This window comes from Marinobacter sp. HL-58 (assembly GCF_001314605.1).
GTDB lineage: Bacteria > Pseudomonadota > Gammaproteobacteria > Pseudomonadales > Oleiphilaceae > Marinobacter.
In genome coordinates this window covers 416,078-435,631 of sequence record NZ_LIHP01000016.1, presented here as the reverse complement: position 1 = coordinate 435,631, position 19,554 = coordinate 416,078, and the positions used below count along the sequence as shown (strand labels likewise).

Genomic DNA, 19,554 nt, shown 5'->3' with positions numbered 1-19,554 from the left:
ATGGCCGCCCGTGCCCCCTTCGTCATGGCCGGCAACGAGATAAAGGCCGGAACCCGGCAAACCGTGGAAATACCCGTAGCCAAGCTGTACACCCACACGCCGCTCCACGTTCCGGTGGAAGTGGTCCATGGCCGCCGCAGCGGCCCCGTGTTGATGGTGTGCGGTGCCATTCACGGGGACGAAATCAACGGCGTGGAGATCGTACGCCGGGTGCTGACCAACTCGGCTCTGCGGCATCTGCGGGGCACCCTGGTGGCCGTGCCCATTGTCAACATCTTCGGTTTTGTGCAGCGTACCCGATACCTGCCGGACCGCAGGGATCTGAATCGCTGCTTTCCGGGTACTGAGTCCGGTTCCCTGGGCGGGCGCATCGCCTACCTGCTGCGTACCCAGATCATGGAAAATGTCACTCACATTATTGACCTGCACACGGGGGCCATACACCGCTTCAACCTGCCGCAGATACGTGCCGAACTGACCAACCCGGAAACCATCCGCATGGCGGAGGCCTTCGGCGCACCGATTATTATCAACGCCAGCCTTCGGGAAGGCAGCCTGCGCGCCTACGCCGACTCCCAGGATATTCCCGTGGTCACGTTCGAAGGGGGCGAGGCCCTGCGATTTGATGATGTGGTGATTTCCAGTGGTGTGAAAGGTGTGATCCGGGTAATGCGGGAACTGGAAATGATTCCCGCGAAAAAAGGCCCTAAGGCGCCGAGAAAACGTTCTGAAACCGCCGCCAACTCCCAGTGGGTGCGGACCGATACAGACGGCATCATGCGACCGGTGGCCAGCCTGGGCCAGAAGGTACGCAAGGGCCAGAAGCTGGCCATGGTGGCAGATCCGTTCGGCGAGTCGGAAACCGCTGTGCTCTCGCCCTGCTCGGGTATTGTGATCTGCGTGAATAACCTGCCGCTGGTCAATGAGGGTGAGGCGATCTATCACATTGCCCGGTTCGACGAACTCAGCGAGGCGGAGAAAGCCATGGATTACTTCCGCAGCAGCTACGAAGGGGATGTGGGCGACGATGTTGTCCCCGTTCACCCTTGGGATGACCGCCAGAAATAATCGGGAGGTGCGTGATGATCTGGGATCAGACTTTTATCGAGCTCGCGCCCCTGCCGCGGGGCTTTCACCTGGTGACCAATGAAATCCTCGCCCGGGCGCCTGATCTTCAGAATTGCCAGGTGGGGCTCCTGCATCTGTTCATCCAGCATACGTCCGCGTCGCTGGCCATCAACGAAAATGCCGACCCGGACGTGCGCGGAGACCTGGAGCGGCATTTCAATGTGATGGTTCCGGAGAATGCACCCTACTATGAGCACATCACCGAAGGGCCGGATGACATGCCCGCCCATATAAAGAGTGTTCTTGTAGGCCCTTCCCTGACGATCCCTGTGAGCGATGGCCACCTGGCGTTGGGTACCTGGCAGGGTATCTACCTCTGTGAACACCGGGACAATGCCGGCGGCCGAAGGATCGTGGCTACGTTGCAGGGGCGATGGTAAAGCGCTGCTGTTAGCGCACCGTTGTGCCGACCGGCTCACAGGCGATACTGTTTCTGCCGCTAGCCTTGACCCTGTAAAGGGCCGTGTCCGCGGCGCTGACCAGGTCATCCATCGTCAGGTCACTGTTGGGCACCACGGACGCGATTCCGATGCTGAGGGTCAGGAAAGGTCTGACAGGGCTGCGATCATGCTCAATATTGGCTGCTCGGATCTGTTCCTGTATGGCGGCCGCAATATCCATCGCAGCGTCCACGCCCGTGCCCGGAAGCACCAGCAGAAATTCTTCCCCACCATAGCGGGCCGCCATGTCTGATTTCCGCTGTATGGCGCCCGCCAGAATAGCTGCAACCTGTTTCAGGGCCTCGTCGCCGGCCTGATGCCCGTAGCGGTCATTGTAGAGTTTGAAATGGTCAATATCCGCAAGCATTACGGTTAGCGGGTCGCCGGTACGGCTCAGTATTTCCCACGCCTGCTCGAACTTCTTTTCCAGGGCCAGCCGGTTCGACAGGCCGGTAAGGGGGTCGTGCTCTGAAAGCCGCCTCAGTTCTGTATTGGCAGCCTGAAGCTCATCCTGAATCTCAAGTACCTTCTGATGCTTTGAGGTCAACTCGGCATTCAGTCTCAGCAGCTCCGAGTTGTTCGACTCCATCACCCCCAGCATGGAATTGAACTCACGGGAAAGGGCCCCGATCTCGTCGTTATTCCTGATATTGGCCCTCAGGGAGTAATCCATGGCATTGGAGATGCTGGAAATGTCGGCTTTCAGGCTCATGATCGGCTTTATAACAATCCAGCGAAACAGTGCCAGTAATGCTGCCGCGAGAAGCGTGCACAGGAACACCAGCAATGCCACGCCGTAGTAGGTGATGTCCCTGCCCAGTTCGGTGATAGTCCGGGGCAGAACCGCTGTAGCCCGCAGGACTGGTTTGCCCTCGATGCTGTAGATCTTGGAGGCAGAGAGGGCGCTTTGGTCGATCACTTTGAGCGTGTAAGTGTCTGACGCTCTGGTTCCCGGCGCGGGCGCAATGCTGAAGTCCTGGACAATCTGATCCGAAAACCTGGCAATCAGATCATCATCCAGGAACTGGCCGAACACCAGATAGCCCTTGTGCGGGCCTGAACCATCGCTTTTCACGATGGGTCGCATGGTAAAGAGAACCGGAATGCCATCCACCTCTACGATCCCGCTGGTAGTCTGGTCATCAATATCGTCCTCAGGATCAATCCTGCCCGTGAAGTCAGCTAGTTGGGCCTGCAACTCATCAATGTAGGTATCTGTCAGATCAACGATCTCGCCTTCCGGCGGAAAATCGAAGACCCTGCCCCAGACCAGGTCCTCGTCCAGGTTCAGAAACAGGGCGACATCGAGCCCCAGGTTGAGAAAGGTGTCCGGGTACAGGTTGGATTCGATGTAATCCGGGTCACCCGTCTGGATAAACGTATAGGTGTCGTTCCACGCCGACCAGTCGTAGGTTGTAAAATCGATGGTTTCCCGCTGTGCCTCGAGACGGCGGACTACCCGGTCTATGCTGTTTTTGGCGTAATCAATCTCGATGTCATGAAAGGCAGGAAAGATAATGCTTCGCTGGATATAGAACGCGGAAAGTGCCAGCGCAATGCCCATCAGCAGAATCAGTAGGGTGGTTTTTGCTGAAATCGACATGCCATTGGGCCTTGCTTACGGGCGGGTGATCCGGTTTGGTCTGGCATGGAGAGATAACCAGGCCTGATCATATTTTCTACAGTAATTTCCCTGGATGGAAGGCGTTGGACAAGATTTGACAGTTGGGAGGCCGGCAAGGCCAGCCGCCCCAACTGTGGATTGAAGGTTTCTAGAGATTCGCCTCCGCATACTCCGCCAGAACAGAGCGGGGCACACCCTGCAGGTGAATATGCCCGCCATGGCGGAAGCTCTTGAAGCGTTCGGTCATGTAGGTCAGGCCTGAGCTCAGGGCACTGAGATAGGGGGTGTCGATCTGCGCCAGGTTGCCCAGGCAGATGACCTTGGAGCCGTTGCCGGCGCGGGTGATGATGGTCTTGATCTGGTGCGGCGTCAGGTTCTGGGACTCATCAATGATGATCAGGCTGTGCTGGAAGCTGCGACCGCGGATGTAGTTCATGGACTTGAAGTGCAGGGGCACTTTGCTGAGGATGTAATCCACGCTGGCGGTCATGTTCTCGTCGTCTTCGTGCAGGGCTTCCAGATTGTCGACGATGGCGCCCAGCCAGGGCTCCATTTTTTCGGCTTCGGTGCCGGGCAGGAAGCCGATATCCTCATCCAGGCCCTGGGTGCTGCGGGTGGCAATGATGCGCTTGTAGAGCTTGCTGGCCACAGTCATCTCGATGCAGGCGGCCAGGGCCAGGATGGTCTTGCCGGAGCCTGCGGAGCCGGTCAGGTTCACCAGGTGAATGTCCGGGTCCAGCAGCAGGTTCAGGGCAATGGCCTGGTAGATATCCCTGGGCACCAGGCCCCAGACTTCCTCGTTCATCAGGTCGTGCTGGTGCAGGTCACGGATGACAATCTGGGTGTCGCTGAGATCGGACACCTTGCCGACAAAACCCTGCTCGTCAATCACGAACTCATTGATGGTCAGTTTCGCCAGGTCGCCCTCCCGGCGCAGGATATGTTCGGTGATGCCTTCCCGCTGGATGGTTTCCACCTTCTCGATGGTGTCCCAGAAGGAGTTGGCGAACTCCTTGTAGCCCTTCGGCAGCAGGTCGATGTCGTCCAGCAGCATGTCGTTGTGGTAGTCCTGGGCCTCCACACCGAAACCGCGGGCTTTCAGCCGCATGTTGATGTCCTTGCTCACCAGGATGATATCCCGGGACTTGTGGCGCTCCTGCAGCGCTGCAAGGGTATTGATGATCTTGTTGTCGTTAAGGTGCTCCGGCAGGCCATGGTTGCCCTGGTATTCCGTGCTCATCAGTATCGACAGCGCGCCGAGGGGCTCGGCCTTCTTGCCGCGCACGATGGGAACGCCTTTCTCGATCTCTCCGGGGCTGGCATCGCCAAGCAGCTTGTCGATGTTGCGGATGGCCTGGCGGCAGTCGGCGGCGACCGCCTGTTTGCCGGATTTGAGGCTGTCGAGTTCTTCAAGGACCGTCATCGGGATGATGACATCGTGTTCTTCAAAGTTCAGGAGGGCGTTCGGGTCGTGGATGAGGACGTTGGTGTCGAGGACATACATCTTTCTGCGAGCCTGCGGTGCTCTTGGCATAGGGTGTGATACCTCTCTGGTCAGCCGTTCCCGGCACAGCGGTTGGTGAGCTCCTGGTCGGAGATCAGTTTGAGCATGTCATACGTGGTCACGATTCCGGTGATCTTTTCGTCTCTGGTGATGAAAATCCGGTGCAGGTGTTCACGCATCATGATATCGGCAATGTCGCGCACAGGCGTCTGCTCGTCAACCGATAAAACGATGGGGGTCATGATATCGCGCACTTCCACTGGCACCTTGCCCATTTCCTCGAAAATGGCCATGCGCAGGCGTCGGGCTTCCTGCTCTTCTTCCGGGGTCATCCGGGTATCGGTTTCAGGCCGGCTGGCGTTCCAGCGGAACTCGGTGATGTCCTTGAGGGTGGCAATGCCGACTATCTCGCCGTTTTCATCGGTAACCGGGCTGCCGGTAATTTCGTTGTCGGTGAGGAATCTTGCCAGCCGGTCCATCGTCCATGACTGCGGTACGGCCTTGATGCTCGGGGTCATGATCTCGTAAGCGAGAACGGTCATTTACGATTCGGCTCCGTTAACAGGTCCTTTGGATCAGAGCTTAGCTGGAACAATGCAGCTAGTCATCCCCTGATCGGGATTTACGAACCACATCCTGCAGCTCACCTTTTTCATTGTAGACCAGATCATGGTTCTGGTAACGATCTTTGCGGGCAACCCGCTCCAGCTGTTCCATGGATCGGATGGGGATGTCCACCAGCAGGCTGTTCACCAGCCAGCCCGGAATCGATCCGTTGGGTTCGGTATGCTGGACCCATATCATCCGGGTCTGGTCGCCTTCGGGAGTGAACCGGTACAGGGTGTCGGATTTATCCACGCGAACATAGTCACTTTCATCCTCCCGCTGTTCGGGGATAGCGTTGAGGTCCATGACAATCTCGCCGTTCCTGTCACCCCGGGTGTGAATGCGGATGACGTAATCCCGGTCTGTCACCGGCCAGGGCATGTCATTGACCGAATAGGCATAGCGATCATGGAAGTCACCATCCCCGAAGGCGTAGGACTCGGAGCAGTTGTGCACCCACTCCACGCAGGACTGCGGGTTGGCCATCACCGCCATGATATTTTCGATGGGGACATCGAGAACCGCTTCGGCCTTGAACGCCTTGAAGCTCGAATCGGGCTGATCAACGGTAAATACCCGGATGTTGTCGGTTTCCTTGCGAAGGCTCCAGCCTTCGGCTTCTTCATCCGGCAGCTCGGCCAGGGCCATGGCTGATACCATGGCGGAAACCATGGTTGCCATCAGCAAAGTGGCCAGTGCGCAGGCCCGACGACCAGTGCCCGGGGCTCTCAGGTTCTGCATAGGTACACATCCTTGGAATTGTCCGGGCGAGTCTAGCACGGGTTATGGTGGGCCATGCGGATGTAATCGGGGGATTGTGAACTGGGTAACTGACTGAAATCCTGAAGGTAACTTTTGGCCTGAATTGATGGGCAGAATCGGAAGGGCAGCCGACTCCCGGCAGGCGACCTGCCGGGGGCGCGTATACTGTCCGGGACCGATCAGTGTTCCGGCAGGGTCACGTTCAGTTCCAGTACGGAACAACTGTCGTTACGGTCCACTTCTACCTGCACCATATCATCGCTGATCTGAACGTACTTGCGGATGACCTCGAGCAGTTCTTTCTGCAATGCGGGCAGATAGTCCGGTTGTTCGCGCTGGCCCCGTTCATGGGCAACAATGATCTGCAGGCGCTCCTTGGCAACACTGGCGGAGCGATTGTTCTTCTTACTCTTGAAATAGTCGAAGAAACTCATCCGTCAGCCCCCCTTGAACATCCGTGAGAAGAAACCCTTTTTCTGGGATGTCATGAACCGATGCTCGCGCTCCTCACCCAGCAGACGGGCAACAGCATCATCATAGGCCTGCCCGGCGTCGCTGTCTTCTTCCAGAATCACCGGAAGCCCCTGGTTGGATGCATTCAGTACGATCTGGGATTCCGGAATCACGCCCAGAAGGGGAATGGCGAGGATTTCCTCCACGTCCGCGACCGAGAGCATTTCGCCCCTTTCCACCCGGTCCGGATTGTAGCGGGTCAGCAGCAGGTGCTCCTTGACCGGGTCCTGCCCCATTTCTGCGCGGCGGGATTTGCTTTGCAGGATGCCCAGAATGCGGTCGGAGTCCCGCACCGAGGATACTTCGGGATTGGTCACTACGACCGCTTCATCCGCGTAGTACAGGGCCATCAGGGCACCGTGTTCAATACCGGCAGGGGAGTCGCAGACAATGTAGTCAAAGCGTTCGGACAGTTCGTTGATCACCTTTTCGACGCCGTCCCGGGTCAGGGCTTCTTTCTCCCGGGTCTGGGAAGCGGGAAGGATATACAGCGTATCGACCCGCTTGTCCCGGATCAGGGCCTGGTTCAGTGTGGCTTCGCCCTGGATCACGTTCACGAAGTCGTACACCACCCTGCGCTCGCAGTTCATGATGAGATCCAGGTTGCGCAGGCCCACGTCAAAATCGATAACCACGGTCTTGTGGCCACGCTTTGCCAGCCCGGTGCTGATGGAGGCGCTGGTTGTGGTTTTACCTACGCCACCTTTTCCTGAGGTAACGACAATGATTCTAGCCAAGGTTGCATTCCTGTTTTGCGGTGGATTTGTCGGCTTTCCCGTCTGCACGGGCCGTTACGTTATGATCAGGCCTTCTCCAGTGGCGTTACCACCAGCAGGTCATCCCTGAGCTGGATCTGCACGGCGGTTTTCCAGCCGTTGTCCTGAAGATCTTCGGAGATTTTATAGTGTCCGGCGATGGACACAAGCTCTGCTTCAAGAGACTGACAGAATACCCTTGCATGTTCAGCACCATGAATGCCCGCCAGTGCCCGGCCACGCAGGGGCCCGTAGACGTGGATATTGCCTGCGGCCAGCACCTCGGCCCCGGCCTGTACCGGTGCCAGGATAATCAGGTCACCGTCCGGGGCATAGACCTGCTGGCCGGAGCGGACGGGCTGGTTGATGATTCTGGCGGGTGCCGGCTCGCTGTGAGTTTCCACCGTCGGCGGTGTGGGGCTGTCTGTGGGCCCTGTGGCTTCGGTTTCCGGCCCGGTATCGATCTCCCGGTCCCTCTGGTTGCCGCCGGGAAGCAGTGCCAGTGAGGCCCCCCGTGCCAGACGTCGCTGATCATCGTTGCCGCCGCGTACACCGATCACGTGGATGCTGTGACGGCGGCAGGTTCCGATCATCTTGAAAAAATCCAGTTCGCTGCTCAGGCCCTCGTATTTTTCCAGGCTTATGATCAGAGGAATATCCTTGAAGAAGCCGGGAGCCTGGCTGATCTTGTCCCGCAGGGTGCTCTCGAATTCCGCGTCATCAAAGAAATAAAGCTCCAGTGCGGTCATGGACACGCTGGCGCTTTTCAGCTGAAAGCATTGTTTTACCCCGGATACAGCAGTCTCGCTCATGGGTGGGTCTCTTCCGTGGTGTCGTCCTGTGTGGTGGCGGGGCGTTTGCGCAGTGCCTGCCCTTCGAAGCGAATCCCGGACCAGCCGGTTCCCATAAACTGCCGGATGTTGCCATGGCTTTCGCCCGCAGGGTCGTCGAGCACCTGCCGGTAATGCTCCGCAAACAGCTTCAGGGTGTCGGCCTCGGTCAGATTGCAGAGCTGGGCAAGTGAAAATACCCGGCATGAGCCTGCGTTCTCCCCGGCGCCATTATAAAGCGGGCCATTGTGGAAGCCGGTGGGATGATACTCGAAAAACCGGTCAACCAGGGCCAGGGTGTCGTTAAAGTCGCCATGGCCGGCGTCCACCGATGCCAGATGAATACGCACCGCCTCATTTACGTTCATTCATGATGGTCCTTCTTCGGGCCCTTCTGGTACCGGGCTTTCCATTCCTCATAGGGCATACCGTAAATAATCTCCCGGGCGTCCGGGTCGGACAACTCGAATCCCCGTTCGGCGGCCTCGGCACGGTACCATTTGGAAAGGCAATTACGGCAGAAACTGGCAAGGTTCATCAGGTCAATATTCTGTACCTCGGTGTGTTCGCGTAGATGGCGAACCAGTTTCCGAAACGCTGCGGCTTCGATTTCGGTCTGTGATTGTTCGGGGATAGGGTTTGTCATGGTTGCTCTCACCAGTGTCTGGGGTTGGTCGTTGGAGTTCCTGACATTCTCGGCATGTTACCGTAAGATACAAGGCTGTACATATGTACAGATAATTTACCCGATTGATGAGCCATGGCCCAGCGCAAGATTATCCATGTAGATTGCGACTGCTTCTACGCTGCAGTGGAGATGCGGGACGATCCCTCGCTGGCGGAGGTTCCGCTGGCCGTTGGCGGCGAGGGCGGCCGTGGTGTGGTCACTACCTGTAACTACCGGGCCCGTGCCTTCGGGGTGCGCTCTGCCATGCCCGGTGGCGAAGCGCGGCGCCTGTGTCCGGGGCTGGTCACCGTGCCTCCGGACATGGCCCGCTACCGGGCGGTGTCGAAACAGGTGATGGCTATATTACGGGAACTGACCGACCTGGTGGAGCCGCTGTCGCTGGACGAAGCCTTTCTCGATGTCAGTGAGGTGACTGATCACAAGGGCAGCGCCACCCTGATGGCGCAATATCTGCGGCAACGGGTGAAAGAAGAAGTGGGTATCACCATTTCCGCCGGGGTGGCTCCCAACAAGTTCCTGGCCAAGATTGCCAGCGATTGGAAAAAGCCTGACGGTCTGTTTGTTATTCGTCCGGAGGATGTCGACAGTTTTGTTCAGGACCTGAAGGTTGAAAAACTGTTTGGAGTGGGGCAGGTGACGGCCGGCAAACTTCATGCCCTGGGTGTCGCCACCTGTGGTGATCTGCAGCAGATTCCGCCACAGACCCTGCTGGATAAATTCGGGAAGCAGGGGTACCGGCTGTGGGAAATGGCCTTCGGGCGCGACAACCGCGAAGTGGTGGTCTCCCGTATCGCCAAGTCCGTCAGCGTGGAGCGCACCTTTTCCCAGGACCTGCCGGACAAACGTGCCTGCGAATCGGTGATGGCCTCGCTGGTAGCAGACCTGAACCTGAGGCTCAGCCGCAAGGCAGGCCGCAAGCCTATCCACAAGCTGTTTATCAAGATCCGTTACAGCGACTTTTCCACCCACACCCTGGAGCGGGTCAGAGACCAGATCCAGTCGCCGGCACTGGAAGATTACCAGCCGTTGCTGGACGAACTGGTGACCAATACCGAACGTCCCGTCCGTTTGCTGGGGCTGGGGGTTAGGTTTCGCAGCGACGAGTCGCCGGTTATGCAGTTGCGATTGTTTGACTGAGCGTTCCGTGCCCAAAGGCTTGGGTAATGGAACCTTCAGTGGCGTTTGCCGCGGGCCTGCTGGCGCTCACGTGCCAGATTCTGGTATCGATGGGGCCAGAAAGGTGCAAAATATTCCCGAAGCAAAGGTGCGCGCTTCTGGCGCAACCCCATGTCGCCAAGCAACTCGTCGGCATAATGGGCGATATAGGCACCTATAAAGTAACCTTCCTTTCGGGCAGGGAACACAGACCCGCTCCACCGTCTTACCCGTTCTATTTCCTCCTTCATGGTGGGCACGTCCGGTAATGTCAGCTCGCCGCGGAAATGCTGGGAAAGCCAGTGGGCGGCCAGTTCCGACGTCATCGGGCAGGCACTGGAAGAGGCATAGCCAACAAACCCCAGATTTGGTTCTTCCGGTGGCAGGATATGGCGGTAGAGCTGAAATGACCCATTACGCTGTATCCGCCGGCGCAGTTGGGTAGACAGCAGGCTCGTATCCTGTCGCCAGCCGGTGGCAAATACCACAAGGTCGGCGTCCAGATGGTCTCCGTTGTCAAGCAGGATGCGGGTTCCGCCGGTGAATGCCGCCATACCACTTCTGCGCACGGTGATTCGCCCGGCCTTCATCGCCTGGTAGAAAGCTTCCCCGATGCCAATATTTTCGATACCACTGGGCAGCGGCGCCTCTGGCACCATGGCGGGTGGGATGCCGGCCAGTTTGATGGTTTTGCGGCTTTGCAGTTTCCACAACAGCTTCAGCAGGGGCGAGGCGGTCCACCTTAACGCTCGTTCGACCCGGCCTGCGCGATAATAGGCTGGCAGCAGCAGTTCCGAAAAGCGGGTAAACAGCACCTTGTCTACCCGCAGCCGGGCGCCGAAGTATCTGGGCAGCATCCAGTGTGGTCGCCGGCATACCAGGGTGCAGAGGGCTCCCTGGTCGCTGGCGGCCAGTGCACAGTCCAGTGCCGACTTGCCCCCTCCCACTACAACGACTCGGTTGCCGGGAGAAATACTGGCCTGAGCCAGTTGGCTTGAATGCAGGTATTGCCCGGAAAAGGCCTCCCGCCCAGCTGGCGCAGGCACAAAGGGCCGGTTGAAAACACCGTTACACACCACTACGCGATCGGCATGGTATGTATCTTCTGCCGGTTGCTGCCCATTGTGGCGGCGAAGGGTGAGCCGGTACCTGCGTTGTTCTCTGTCGGCGCGTCCTCCGAGCGTTTCGACCAAAGTGACCTCAGTCATGCAGCGGATATGCGGCGTAAGCCCGAAATGCCGGGCATAGGCGTCGAGGTATCGGCGGACCTCCGCAGCAGTGGGAAATTCAGCGGTGCCCTCCGGGTAAGCGAAGTCCGAGAAAGCGTAGGTTTCCCTCGGGTTGTTGGTCCGCAGGCCCGGGTAGGCCCGGGATTCGCTCCATACTCCACCGGGGGTGGGGGCCTTCTCGAACATGGTTACGTCGAACCCGTCCTGCATCAAAACCTTTGCACTGACAAGCCCGGCGACACCGCCGCCTATCACTGCGACCCGGTTACCGGTTACGTGGGTCATCCTCGTCCCCCACATAGCTGATGCCCCAGGGCGCTAATGGCGAGAAATTTAAGGGTATCCATGATGGTTCCTCCACATTTTTCAATAGTGGCAAAAACCGCGCGGCGTCGATTGCCAATGTCCCATGTTCGAGTAATATGAAACAAGTATAGGAAATGAACCGTTTCTCCTGACCGGAGGGTGGGATAATGGCAGAGCGAGGATACGGCCAGTTCTGTCCGGTTGCCATGGCCGCTGAGGTACTGGGTAGCCGCTGGACGATACTGATCCTGCGGGAGTTGCTCTGTGGGAGTCACCGTTTCAATGACCTGCGCAGAGGACTACCCCGGATCTCACCGGCACTGTTGTCGAAACGTCTGGTGGAGCTCGAGGATCTGGGCCTGGTAGCGCGGGGCGGTAAGGAGGGCCAGGGCTACACGCTGACGGAGGCTGGCGATGAATTGCGCCCTGTTATCATGGCGATGGGGAGTTGGGGGCAGCGTTGGCTGGAATCCCAGTTGTCCCTGAAAAACCTCGACCCGTCCCTGTTGATGTGGGACATGCGGCGTAACCTCAACCCTGCGCCCCTACCGGCCCGTCGTATAACAGTTCAGTTTTTGTACCAGGATGTCACCCATGGCCAGGCCAGGTGGTGGCTGGTGATCGATAATGATAATGGCGAAGAGGATGGGCTCGTGGACCTGTGCCAGATCGATCCGGGGCACGAAGTCGACCTTTATGTGGTTACCGATCTGCGCACCATGACCGCCATCTGGATGGGCATTGAAACGGTGGAGTCGGCATTGCACGATAACCTGTTGAAGCTGCTGGGTCCCCGTGAACTGCGGGCCACTATGCAAAAGTGGCTTGGCCTCAGTCACTTTGCCGGAGTCGCCAAGCAGGTATCCCCCAACTAGATCACGGCGATTTGGGCCGTGACCAGGCCCAGGGCACCCCCAATCAGCGCACCAGCGGCGACATCACTGGGATAGTGTAGCCCCAGAACCACTCTGGAGGCAGCAACGCTGAGCGTAAACGGCAGCAACAGCCAGGCCAGCTCCGGTATGGTCATGGCCAGGACGGTGTTGAAGCACACGGCGTGAAGGGTGTGGCCGGACGGAAAGCTGTAGCGGTCCAGAGGCGGCGTGCCGCAGTTGATGCTGGGAAAGGAAATGAACGGTCGCTCGCGGATCAGCCAGCGTTTCAGCAGCTTGTAGGCAATGGTGCAGGTGAGGCCGGTGGCAACCATCAGCAGTGCGATGGCCAGCCCGTCCTGTGGCCGCAGCAGGGGGATGGTCAGAATGACCAGATACCAGAGCCAGCCGTCACCCAGCCGGCTCACCACCTGAAAGTAGCCGTGGACCGGGCGGAACCTCAATGTCCGGTTGATGGACTGACAGAGCGCGAATTCTCTCTGATCCACCAGATCAAAGAAGCGAGATGCCTTGCTTGTCGAGGGCATTGTAGGGAGTCCTTTGTGGCTGGTTGAGTATCAGATGCTCGAACTGCTCGATTTGCGCCGCCCAGTTCAGGTCAAGGGCATCCAGGCGGGCCTGGGCACGGATTCTGTTCATCAGCGTTGGCTGATCGACCAGCCGCAGGGCATGGTCTACAAACGCTTCGTCTACACCCAGCGGGGCTTTCATGCCATTTTCTTCGTGGCGGATGTGTTCACTGGCGGCCGCGTCATCATAGGCGACGACAGCCAGGCCGCTGGCCATGGCTTCAGTCACCACATTGCCAAAGGTGTCGGTTTTGCTGGGAAACAGGAAGATATCTCCGGACGCATAATGCCGGGCAAGGTCCTCTCCCTTGCGGGTTCCGGCGAAGATATAGTCCGGGTGGCGTTCGGCCAGGCGCTTTGCCATGGGCCCGTCGCCAACCAGGATGAATTTTGCTCCGGGATGCAGCCCGCGAATGCGCTCGTAACAGGACACTGCCATCTGCAGGTTTTTTTCTGCTGCCAGCCGGCCCACGTAGAGTACCGCCCGGTCTTTGGATTGCAGGCCCCATTGTTGCCGGAGTGCCACGTCCCGCTTGTGGGGAGAGAAGCGATGACAGTCAACGCCGCGGCTCCACACCGAGGTGGGATGGATGCCCATGCTGGCGGTGGTTGCAGCCACTTTCCGGGTCGGGACCAGGGTTACCGAAGTCCGGTTATGGAACCAGCGGCCGTATCCGCACAGCAGTTTTTCCAGGAAACCGGCGCCGTAATAGTGGCTGTAGGCGTGAAAATTGGTGTGGAAGCCAGAACTGACCGGTATGCCGGCCTGTCGGGCGGCAGTCACCGCCGCAACGCCAAGGGGCCCCTGGGTGGCCACATAAACGGCGTCCGGGCGCTGACTTCGCCACAGCGAGGCCAGGTAGCCCAGGCGGACAACTCCGAACCGCAACCCCCCGTAACCCGGCAGCGGCAGGCCCGTAACCACATGTTCCTGTGAGAACAGGCATTCGCCGGTTTCAGAATAATGGCCTTTCGGTTCGTTGTTCTGGCGCGGCCGGATAACGGTTACCCTGTGCCCACGCCGCATCAAGCCCAGACACAGGTATCTGAGGGTGTTGGCCACTCCATTGATTTCCGGAGGAAAGGTCTCCGAAACAATGGTAATGTGAGGTCTGCGGTCTGAAGCCTGGGGCGTTCCGGTCACGGTGTTTCCTGCGCTGTCCTCTTTCATGCTTCTACTATGAAAATCCGGCATGACAGTTCCGGGACATTTCCGTGACAATCCCTTTACCCTTTCATCAACCGGATCCGGAGGAAGTATGAAAACCCGAAAGTTGGGCAGGACAGGTATTGAAGTGAGTGAGATCTGCCTGGGCACCATGACCTGGGGCGAACAGAACAGCGAGCAGCAGGCGTTCGAACAACTGGATCTGGCGACAGCCGAGGGCATTAATTTCATCGACGCGGCGGAGATGTACCCCGTGCCACCAAAGCCTGAAACACAAGGGCTGACGGAAACCTTTCTCGGGAACTGGCTGGCAAGGCGCGGGCGCAGGGATGACCTGGTGATTGCGTCCAAGGTGGCGGGGCCTGGTAATGGCCTCACGTACCTGCGTAACGGTCCCCGCCTGACACGGGACCACATACGCCAGGCCTGTGAGGACAGTCTGCGACGGCTCCAGACAGACTATATCGATCTTTACCAGGTGCACTGGCCGGACCGGAACACCAATTTTTTTGGCAAGCTTGGTTACCGGCACAAGGCTGACGAGCAGGCCACGCCAATTGAAGAAACCCTGGCTGCACTGGCCGAACTGGTAAAGGAAGGCAAGGTCCGGGAGATCGGGATCTCAAACGAAACCCCCTGGGGGACCAGTGAATATCTCCGTCTTTCGCGGGAGCGTAACTGGCCCCGTATTGCCAGCGTCCAGAACCCCTACAATCTGCTCAACCGCACCTTTGAAGTGGGAATGGCTGAAATTGCCTGCCGCGAACAGGTCGGTCTGCTGGCTTATTCGCCCCTGGCGTTCGGTATGCTTTCCGGCAAATACCTGGACGGAAAACGCCCGGAAGGCGCTCGCCTGACTCTGTATGAGCGCTTCACCCGTTACACCAGCGGCCGGGGCGCCGAGGCCACCCGTGCCTATGTTGATCTGGCGGCCAGCCACGGCCTTTCTCCGGTTCAGATGGCTCTTGCCTATGTTACCAGCCGTGATTTCGTTACCAGCAATATCATCGGCGCCACAACCCTGGAACAGCTCCGGGAAAACCTGGGCTCGGCGTCTGTTTCACTGAGTGAAGAGGTGCTTGAAGAAATAGAAAATCTTAACGAAGAATACACCTACCCCTGTCCATAGCAGCGAAGGGAGTTACGGTTATTTAATGCCCTGTGCCCGGAAAATATCACTTGGCCGCTCCCGAAAAGGGTAAAAAAGGCAGAAAAGGGTGGGGTAAGGGGCATTACTTACATTCCGCAATAAAAATCGCTGGTTTTTTGACAAAATCATTGTGATCTGATGACAAAAAATCAGCACCAATGTGTGCAGGATCACATCTTTCCGACCGTTAATCATTAGACTTAAGCATTACGTGACAGTAGAATCCCGTTTCGCTAACAGGTCGCCAGAGACATCATGATTATCCGTATTTTCATCGCACTCCTTGCTCTGAACATGATCGCTTTCGTGGTTCGTGCTGAAGCCAATGAGCGTGTTTTTGCCGATGAAACACCTGCCGAGGATATTTACCAGCTTCAGGATGAAATGTCCGGCGATTTCGAGCGAGAAGACACCGACATGTATACCAACCTCGGCTCACGGCTGCTGAGCCTGGGCTTCAGTCGTGCCAACCCCCGCAGCAAGACCTACGCTTCCGACCCTGCCCGGGCGGACCATGGCATTGCGCTGCTCGAAGAGGGCGCCTGTCTCAACCTCAAATGGAACTTCTGACGGACTAGCTGGCCAGCATTGTGCCGGCTCCAATTGTTGTCTCCGGTTACCCCTCCTCGTACTGATATCCCTTAACTGCCGTTTATATGATCCGGCTCATTGCCTGATGCGTTTTCGCATGTGATTATCCATGTCGAATGTCTTTTGACGCACAGAAACGGAGTATGGCCATGGCGAAGGAACAACCGGTAATTCTGGGGAGCAGTGCAGAGTGCGTGGATGAGCTGATCCGTCGGGTCGGCAAGAACATCACCCTTGGCCTGCCCCTGGGGCTTGGCAAACCCGTCCGTTTCGTGAATGCCCTGTACCAGCGTGCAAGGGAAGATTCATCCATTCAGTTGCATATCGTCACCGCCCTTTCCCTGACGGCCCCGGGTGGAAGCTCGTCGCTCGAAAAACGTTTCATGGGGCCGTTTTCCGAGCGGCTTTATGGACGGATTCCGGATCTTGAGTATGCCCGGGACGTTATCCGCCACAAGCTGCCGGACAACGTGACGGTGTCCGAATTTTTCTTCAAGGCGGGGTCCTTTCTCCACAACGACACCCAGCAGCGCAACTACGTCTGCACCAACTACACCCACGCGGTTCGGGATCTGCTGGCGACCGGCGTCAATGTGGTTGCCCAGATGGTGGCGCCGCCGACAGAGCCGTCGCAGGAAGGTTATTTCAGCCTGAGCTGTAATCCCGACCTGACCCTGGATCTGATTCCATTGCTGAGGAAACAGGAACAGTCGGGAACCGCAATAGCGATTGTCGGCGAGACCAACCAGCATCTGCCCTATATGGGCAATGATGCGGCGGTGGAGCAGGGCAGTTTCGATATCGTCCTTGAAGATTCCGGGTCCGATTACCCCCTGTTCTCGGCCCCGCAGATGGCAGTAAGCCCCGAGGATCACCTGATCGGATTCTACGCCAGCGCATTGCTGAAGGACGGGGGTACCCTGCAGGTAGGTATCGGGTCACTGGGCGCTGCCCTGGTTCACAGTGCCATTCTGCGACACCAGGACAACGATCACTGGAAAAAGGTGTTCGACCACCTCAAAGTGGCCGAGCGTTTTCCGGTGGTGAACGAATATGGCGGTACCGATACCTTTACCGAGGGTCTTTACGGTTGCAGTGAAATGATGGTGGACGGGTTCATATACCTGCTGGAAGCCGGGGTGCTCACCCGTGAGGTGTTTGGTCATGCAGGGCTGCAGGAACTCATCAACAGGGGCGAGCTGACTCATGGAGTCTCACTCGACACCCTGGATGTACTGCGCCGTAAAAAACTGATCGACTCCCCCTTGCGTTCACGGGACGTGGACTGGCTCCGCCGATATGGCATTTTCCATCAGGAAGTCGAGTTCAAGGGCGGGCGTCTGCGAATTGGCGAGCAGTCACTTGATCCGGACCTGGACATCCAGGACGCCCGGCAGGCAATAGAGAGCCTGGCCCTGGGTGAGCGCCTGGCCGGGGGTATTGTCATGCACGGGGGCTTCTATGTCGGCCCCGAGCAGTTCTACCAGCGCCTGCGGGATCTTTCTCCGGAGAATCGTCGGCGCATCTGCATGACCAGTGTGAATTACATCAACCACCTGTACGACCACGCTTTCGGCAACCAGCGCCTGAAGGTTGCACAGCGGGTCCATAGCCGTTTCGTCAACTCGGCGATGATGTATACCCTGAACGGGGCGGCGGTGTCTGACGGGCTGGATGACGGTCGTGTGGTCAGTGGTGTGGGCGGCCAGTACAACTTTGTGGCCATGGCCCATGAACTGCCGGGTGCGCGCTCGATCCTGACCCTTCGCAGTACCCGCAAGTCCCACGGCAAAACGCTTTCCAACATTGTGTTCAGCTATGGCCACTGCACCATTCCCCGCCACCTTCGGGATATCGTGATCACCGAGTACGGGATAGCGGATCTCCGTGGCCAGTCCGATGAGCAGGTTTATCTGCGCCTGATCCGCATTGCGGACTCCCGCTTCCAGCAGGACCTTTTGAAGCAGGCCCAGAAGGCCGGAAAGGTGGATTCAGCATTCCGCCTGCCACCGGAGTGGTGCAACAACACGCCGGAAGCCATTCAGGCTGCCATCAGGGCTGCCGGTGACCAGGATGTCTTTCCTCCTTTCCCGTTTGGCCGGGACTTTACGGATGAAGAGTTGCGGCTGGGCAAGGCTCTGAAAACCCTGAAGGCCGCAACAGCGACTCGGCGTGGTAAACTGGCGACTTTGTGGCGCGCTGCGAAAGCGAAGGATGATCAGGGGCGTTATCAGTCGCTGCTGGAGCGTATGAGCCTGGACAAACCCAGGGGGCTGAAAGCCAGGCTGGATCAGCGTCTGGTCATCCATGGCCTGAACCTGACAGACACACCGGACAAAGGAAAAAGTACTGCCTGATGCAAAAACCTGCCGTATTTACCGTACATTATGTGCTCAAGAACAAGCTGGGAGAACTGGTCGACACCTCCGAAGGCAGCGAGCCGCTTCACTTCCTGGAAGGTAGCCCGGAAATCATTGAGGGCATCCAGAAGGCGGTGAAAGATCGAAATGTGGGAGATTGCCTGGAAGTGACGGTGCCGCCTGCCATGGCCTACGGGGAACACAATCCGGAGCTGGTTCGTAAAGTGCCCCGGTCGATGTTCGAGGGGGTCGAGAATCTGCACGTCGGCATGAAATTCCAGACCAACACCGGTGATGCCGCCCAGGTGGTGCAGGTGGTGGGTATCGATGGCAACCTGGTCAGGGTGGATGCCAACCATCCTCTGGCGGGCTTTACCCTGTATTTTGATCTGGAAATCATTGGCAAGCGCGAGGCGACGGAAGAAGAAATCAACGCCGGCCACCCTCTGAGCTGAGCTTACACCCCCGGGTCGGCCACTGCAGTTGGCCCGGAGGGTTCCCGGTCTGACAGGCGCCCCGCCTGGATAGTCCTGACACCCTCCAGAACCGTTTGCTGTATTTCCCGGGCCAGTTCCCCCGCATCGCGGTTTCCGTCCAGAGTCACCACAGGATGAGCGATCACACCCACTTCAACCGCTGGCTGGCGGAGCATGCGAACCAGGTGATGATGGAATTCATCATCACCGATAAACGGTGCCAGATGATCCGGCCGTCCGTCCCGCAGGTAGGCAATGCTGATGGGCTGTATATCCACGCCGGCGTCCGCCGCGGCGTGAAGCAGGCGGCTGTGGAACGGCAGGACTGTCACGCCTGCAGTGGTCGTGCCTTCGGGAAATACCAGTACCGATTGGCCCCTTTTGAGGGTGTGGGCGATTTCCCGTCGTGACTGGCCGGCCTTGCCACTGCCCCGCTGAATAAACAGGGTGCCGGCTTGCTGCGCAAGCCAGCCAATCAACGGCCAGCGGCCCACTTCCGCCTTGGACAGGAAGCGCAGTGGCACCATGCCTCCGAGCACCGGGATATCTGACCAGGAAATGTGATTACTGACATAAAGCACGGGCCTGTCGCTGAACGAGCCTTGTCCGGAAATCCGGAACCCGAGGCAACGGCTCGCACCCGCGAAGCAGAGTCGGGCAATGGGTGCCCGGTCGATCCGGCGGCGTAACAGGGTTTCCGCCATCAGCACGCACCCTGCAAGTGTTGCCGTCAGGCCGAGAAATCCGCTGAACAGGGTGAGCCTTGCAGTCAGACGTATCAGTTCCATAGCCGGTTCTCCGGGTCTT

Annotated in this window: 21 protein-coding genes; 8 read left to right on the top strand and 13 right to left on the bottom strand. The window is 58.2% G+C overall.

The features are described from left to right. Positions 1–1,068: a succinylglutamate desuccinylase/aspartoacylase family protein gene (locus tag HLUCCO03_RS14490; protein ID WP_027831165.1), complete on the top strand. Its 1,068-nt coding sequence runs from the start codon at positions 1–3 to the stop codon at positions 1,066–1,068. A 14-nt stretch (positions 1,069–1,082) separates the two neighbouring features. Then, the gene (locus HLUCCO03_RS14485; protein WP_027831166.1) at positions 1,083–1,508 is read left to right on the top strand and encodes a secondary thiamine-phosphate synthase enzyme YjbQ; all 426 of its coding nucleotides are present in this window, start codon (positions 1,083–1,085) and stop codon (positions 1,506–1,508) included. Positions 1,509–1,518: 10 nt separating this feature from the next. Here HLUCCO03_RS14485 and HLUCCO03_RS14480 read toward each other — a convergent pair whose 3' ends face one another. The 9 genes from HLUCCO03_RS14480 to HLUCCO03_RS14440 form a co-directional block, all read right to left on the bottom strand. After that, complete coding sequence (locus HLUCCO03_RS14480; RefSeq protein WP_051603783.1) at positions 1,519–3,171, bottom strand: diguanylate cyclase; 1,653 nt, start codon at positions 3,169–3,171, stop codon at positions 1,519–1,521. 169 nt (positions 3,172–3,340) lie between these two features. Continuing rightward, positions 3,341–4,696, bottom strand: coding sequence for a PhoH family protein (locus tag HLUCCO03_RS14475; protein WP_051603784.1), 1,356 nt, complete (start codon positions 4,694–4,696; stop codon positions 3,341–3,343). A gap of 50 nt (positions 4,697–4,746) precedes the next feature. Then, positions 4,747–5,238: a CBS domain-containing protein gene (locus HLUCCO03_RS14470; protein ID WP_027831168.1), complete on the bottom strand. Its 492-nt coding sequence runs from the start codon at positions 5,236–5,238 to the stop codon at positions 4,747–4,749. Positions 5,239–5,296: 58 nt separating this feature from the next. Further along, entirely contained in the window at positions 5,297–6,043 is a 747-nt protein-coding gene (locus HLUCCO03_RS14465; RefSeq protein ID WP_027831169.1) for an START domain-containing protein, read from the bottom strand. Positions 6,044–6,243: 200 nt separating this feature from the next. Continuing rightward, entirely contained in the window at positions 6,244–6,498 is a 255-nt protein-coding gene (gene minE, locus HLUCCO03_RS14460; RefSeq protein ID WP_027831170.1) for a cell division topological specificity factor MinE, read from the bottom strand. Positions 6,499–6,501: 3 nt separating this feature from the next. Then, positions 6,502–7,314 (bottom strand): septum site-determining protein MinD, encoded by an 813-nt coding sequence (gene minD, locus HLUCCO03_RS14455; RefSeq protein ID WP_027831171.1) that lies wholly within the window; start codon positions 7,312–7,314, stop codon positions 6,502–6,504. 65 nt (positions 7,315–7,379) lie between these two features. Further along, the gene (minC, locus tag HLUCCO03_RS14450) at positions 7,380–8,144 is read right to left on the bottom strand and encodes a septum site-determining protein MinC (RefSeq protein WP_027831172.1); all 765 of its coding nucleotides are present in this window, start codon (positions 8,142–8,144) and stop codon (positions 7,380–7,382) included. Continuing rightward, the gene (locus HLUCCO03_RS14445; RefSeq protein ID WP_027831173.1) at positions 8,141–8,530 is read right to left on the bottom strand and encodes a HopJ type III effector protein; all 390 of its coding nucleotides are present in this window, start codon (positions 8,528–8,530) and stop codon (positions 8,141–8,143) included. Before HLUCCO03_RS14445 ends, minC begins: the two co-directional genes overlap by 4 nt. Continuing rightward, a complete protein-coding gene (locus HLUCCO03_RS14440; RefSeq protein ID WP_027831174.1) occupies positions 8,527–8,808 on the bottom strand; it encodes a DUF1244 domain-containing protein in 282 nt (93 codons plus the stop codon). The genes HLUCCO03_RS14445 and HLUCCO03_RS14440 overlap by 4 nt, the downstream gene beginning before the upstream one ends. A 114-nt stretch (positions 8,809–8,922) precedes the next feature. Between HLUCCO03_RS14440 and dinB the strand changes: the two genes are divergently transcribed. Then, positions 8,923–9,987 (top strand): DNA polymerase IV, encoded by a 1,065-nt coding sequence (gene dinB, locus HLUCCO03_RS14435; RefSeq protein WP_027831175.1) that lies wholly within the window; start codon positions 8,923–8,925, stop codon positions 9,985–9,987. A gap of 35 nt (positions 9,988–10,022) precedes the next feature. Here the strand turns inward: dinB and HLUCCO03_RS14430 are convergent, their stop codons facing one another. Continuing rightward, positions 10,023–11,519: an FAD-dependent oxidoreductase gene (locus HLUCCO03_RS14430; protein WP_051603785.1), complete on the bottom strand. Its 1,497-nt coding sequence runs from the start codon at positions 11,517–11,519 to the stop codon at positions 10,023–10,025. 188 nt (positions 11,520–11,707) lie between these two features. Between HLUCCO03_RS14430 and HLUCCO03_RS14425 the strand changes: the two genes are divergently transcribed. Beyond that, positions 11,708–12,415 (top strand): helix-turn-helix domain-containing protein, encoded by a 708-nt coding sequence (locus tag HLUCCO03_RS14425; RefSeq protein ID WP_027831176.1) that lies wholly within the window; start codon positions 11,708–11,710, stop codon positions 12,413–12,415. On the opposite strand, the gene HLUCCO03_RS14420 is transcribed toward HLUCCO03_RS14425, so the two are convergent. Beyond that, positions 12,412–12,960 carry a phosphatase PAP2 family protein gene (locus HLUCCO03_RS14420; RefSeq protein ID WP_027831177.1) on the bottom strand — a complete coding sequence of 183 codons (549 nt, stop codon included), beginning with the start codon at positions 12,958–12,960 and terminating at the stop codon, positions 12,412–12,414. The genes HLUCCO03_RS14425 and HLUCCO03_RS14420 overlap by 4 nt on opposite strands. Further along, entirely contained in the window at positions 12,926–14,173 is a 1,248-nt protein-coding gene (locus HLUCCO03_RS14415) for a glycosyltransferase family 1 protein (protein ID WP_051603786.1), read from the bottom strand. The genes HLUCCO03_RS14420 and HLUCCO03_RS14415 overlap by 35 nt, the downstream gene beginning before the upstream one ends. An 88-nt stretch (positions 14,174–14,261) precedes the next feature. Between HLUCCO03_RS14415 and HLUCCO03_RS14410 the strand changes: the two genes are divergently transcribed. From HLUCCO03_RS14410 to HLUCCO03_RS14395, 4 genes are all read left to right on the top strand, one after another. Then, on the top strand, positions 14,262–15,299 hold the full coding sequence (locus HLUCCO03_RS14410) for an NADP(H)-dependent aldo-keto reductase (protein WP_027831179.1): 1,038 nt from the start codon (positions 14,262–14,264) through the stop codon (positions 15,297–15,299). A 276-nt stretch (positions 15,300–15,575) separates the two neighbouring features. Further along, complete coding sequence (locus HLUCCO03_RS14405) at positions 15,576–15,890, top strand: hypothetical protein (protein ID WP_027831180.1); 315 nt, start codon at positions 15,576–15,578, stop codon at positions 15,888–15,890. Between the two features lie 170 nt (positions 15,891–16,060). Further along, positions 16,061–18,268 (top strand): acetyl-CoA hydrolase/transferase C-terminal domain-containing protein, encoded by a 2,208-nt coding sequence (locus HLUCCO03_RS14400; RefSeq protein WP_027831181.1) that lies wholly within the window; start codon positions 16,061–16,063, stop codon positions 18,266–18,268. Further along, entirely contained in the window at positions 18,268–18,726 is a 459-nt protein-coding gene (locus tag HLUCCO03_RS14395) for a peptidylprolyl isomerase (protein ID WP_027831182.1), read from the top strand. Before HLUCCO03_RS14400 ends, HLUCCO03_RS14395 begins: the two co-directional genes overlap by 1 nt. A gap of 2 nt (positions 18,727–18,728) precedes the next feature. On the opposite strand, the gene HLUCCO03_RS14390 is transcribed toward HLUCCO03_RS14395, so the two are convergent. Then, positions 18,729–19,535, bottom strand: a complete 807-nt coding sequence (locus tag HLUCCO03_RS14390; protein WP_027831183.1) for a lysophospholipid acyltransferase family protein — start codon at positions 19,533–19,535, stop codon at positions 18,729–18,731. Positions 19,536–19,554 lie beyond the last annotated feature (19 nt).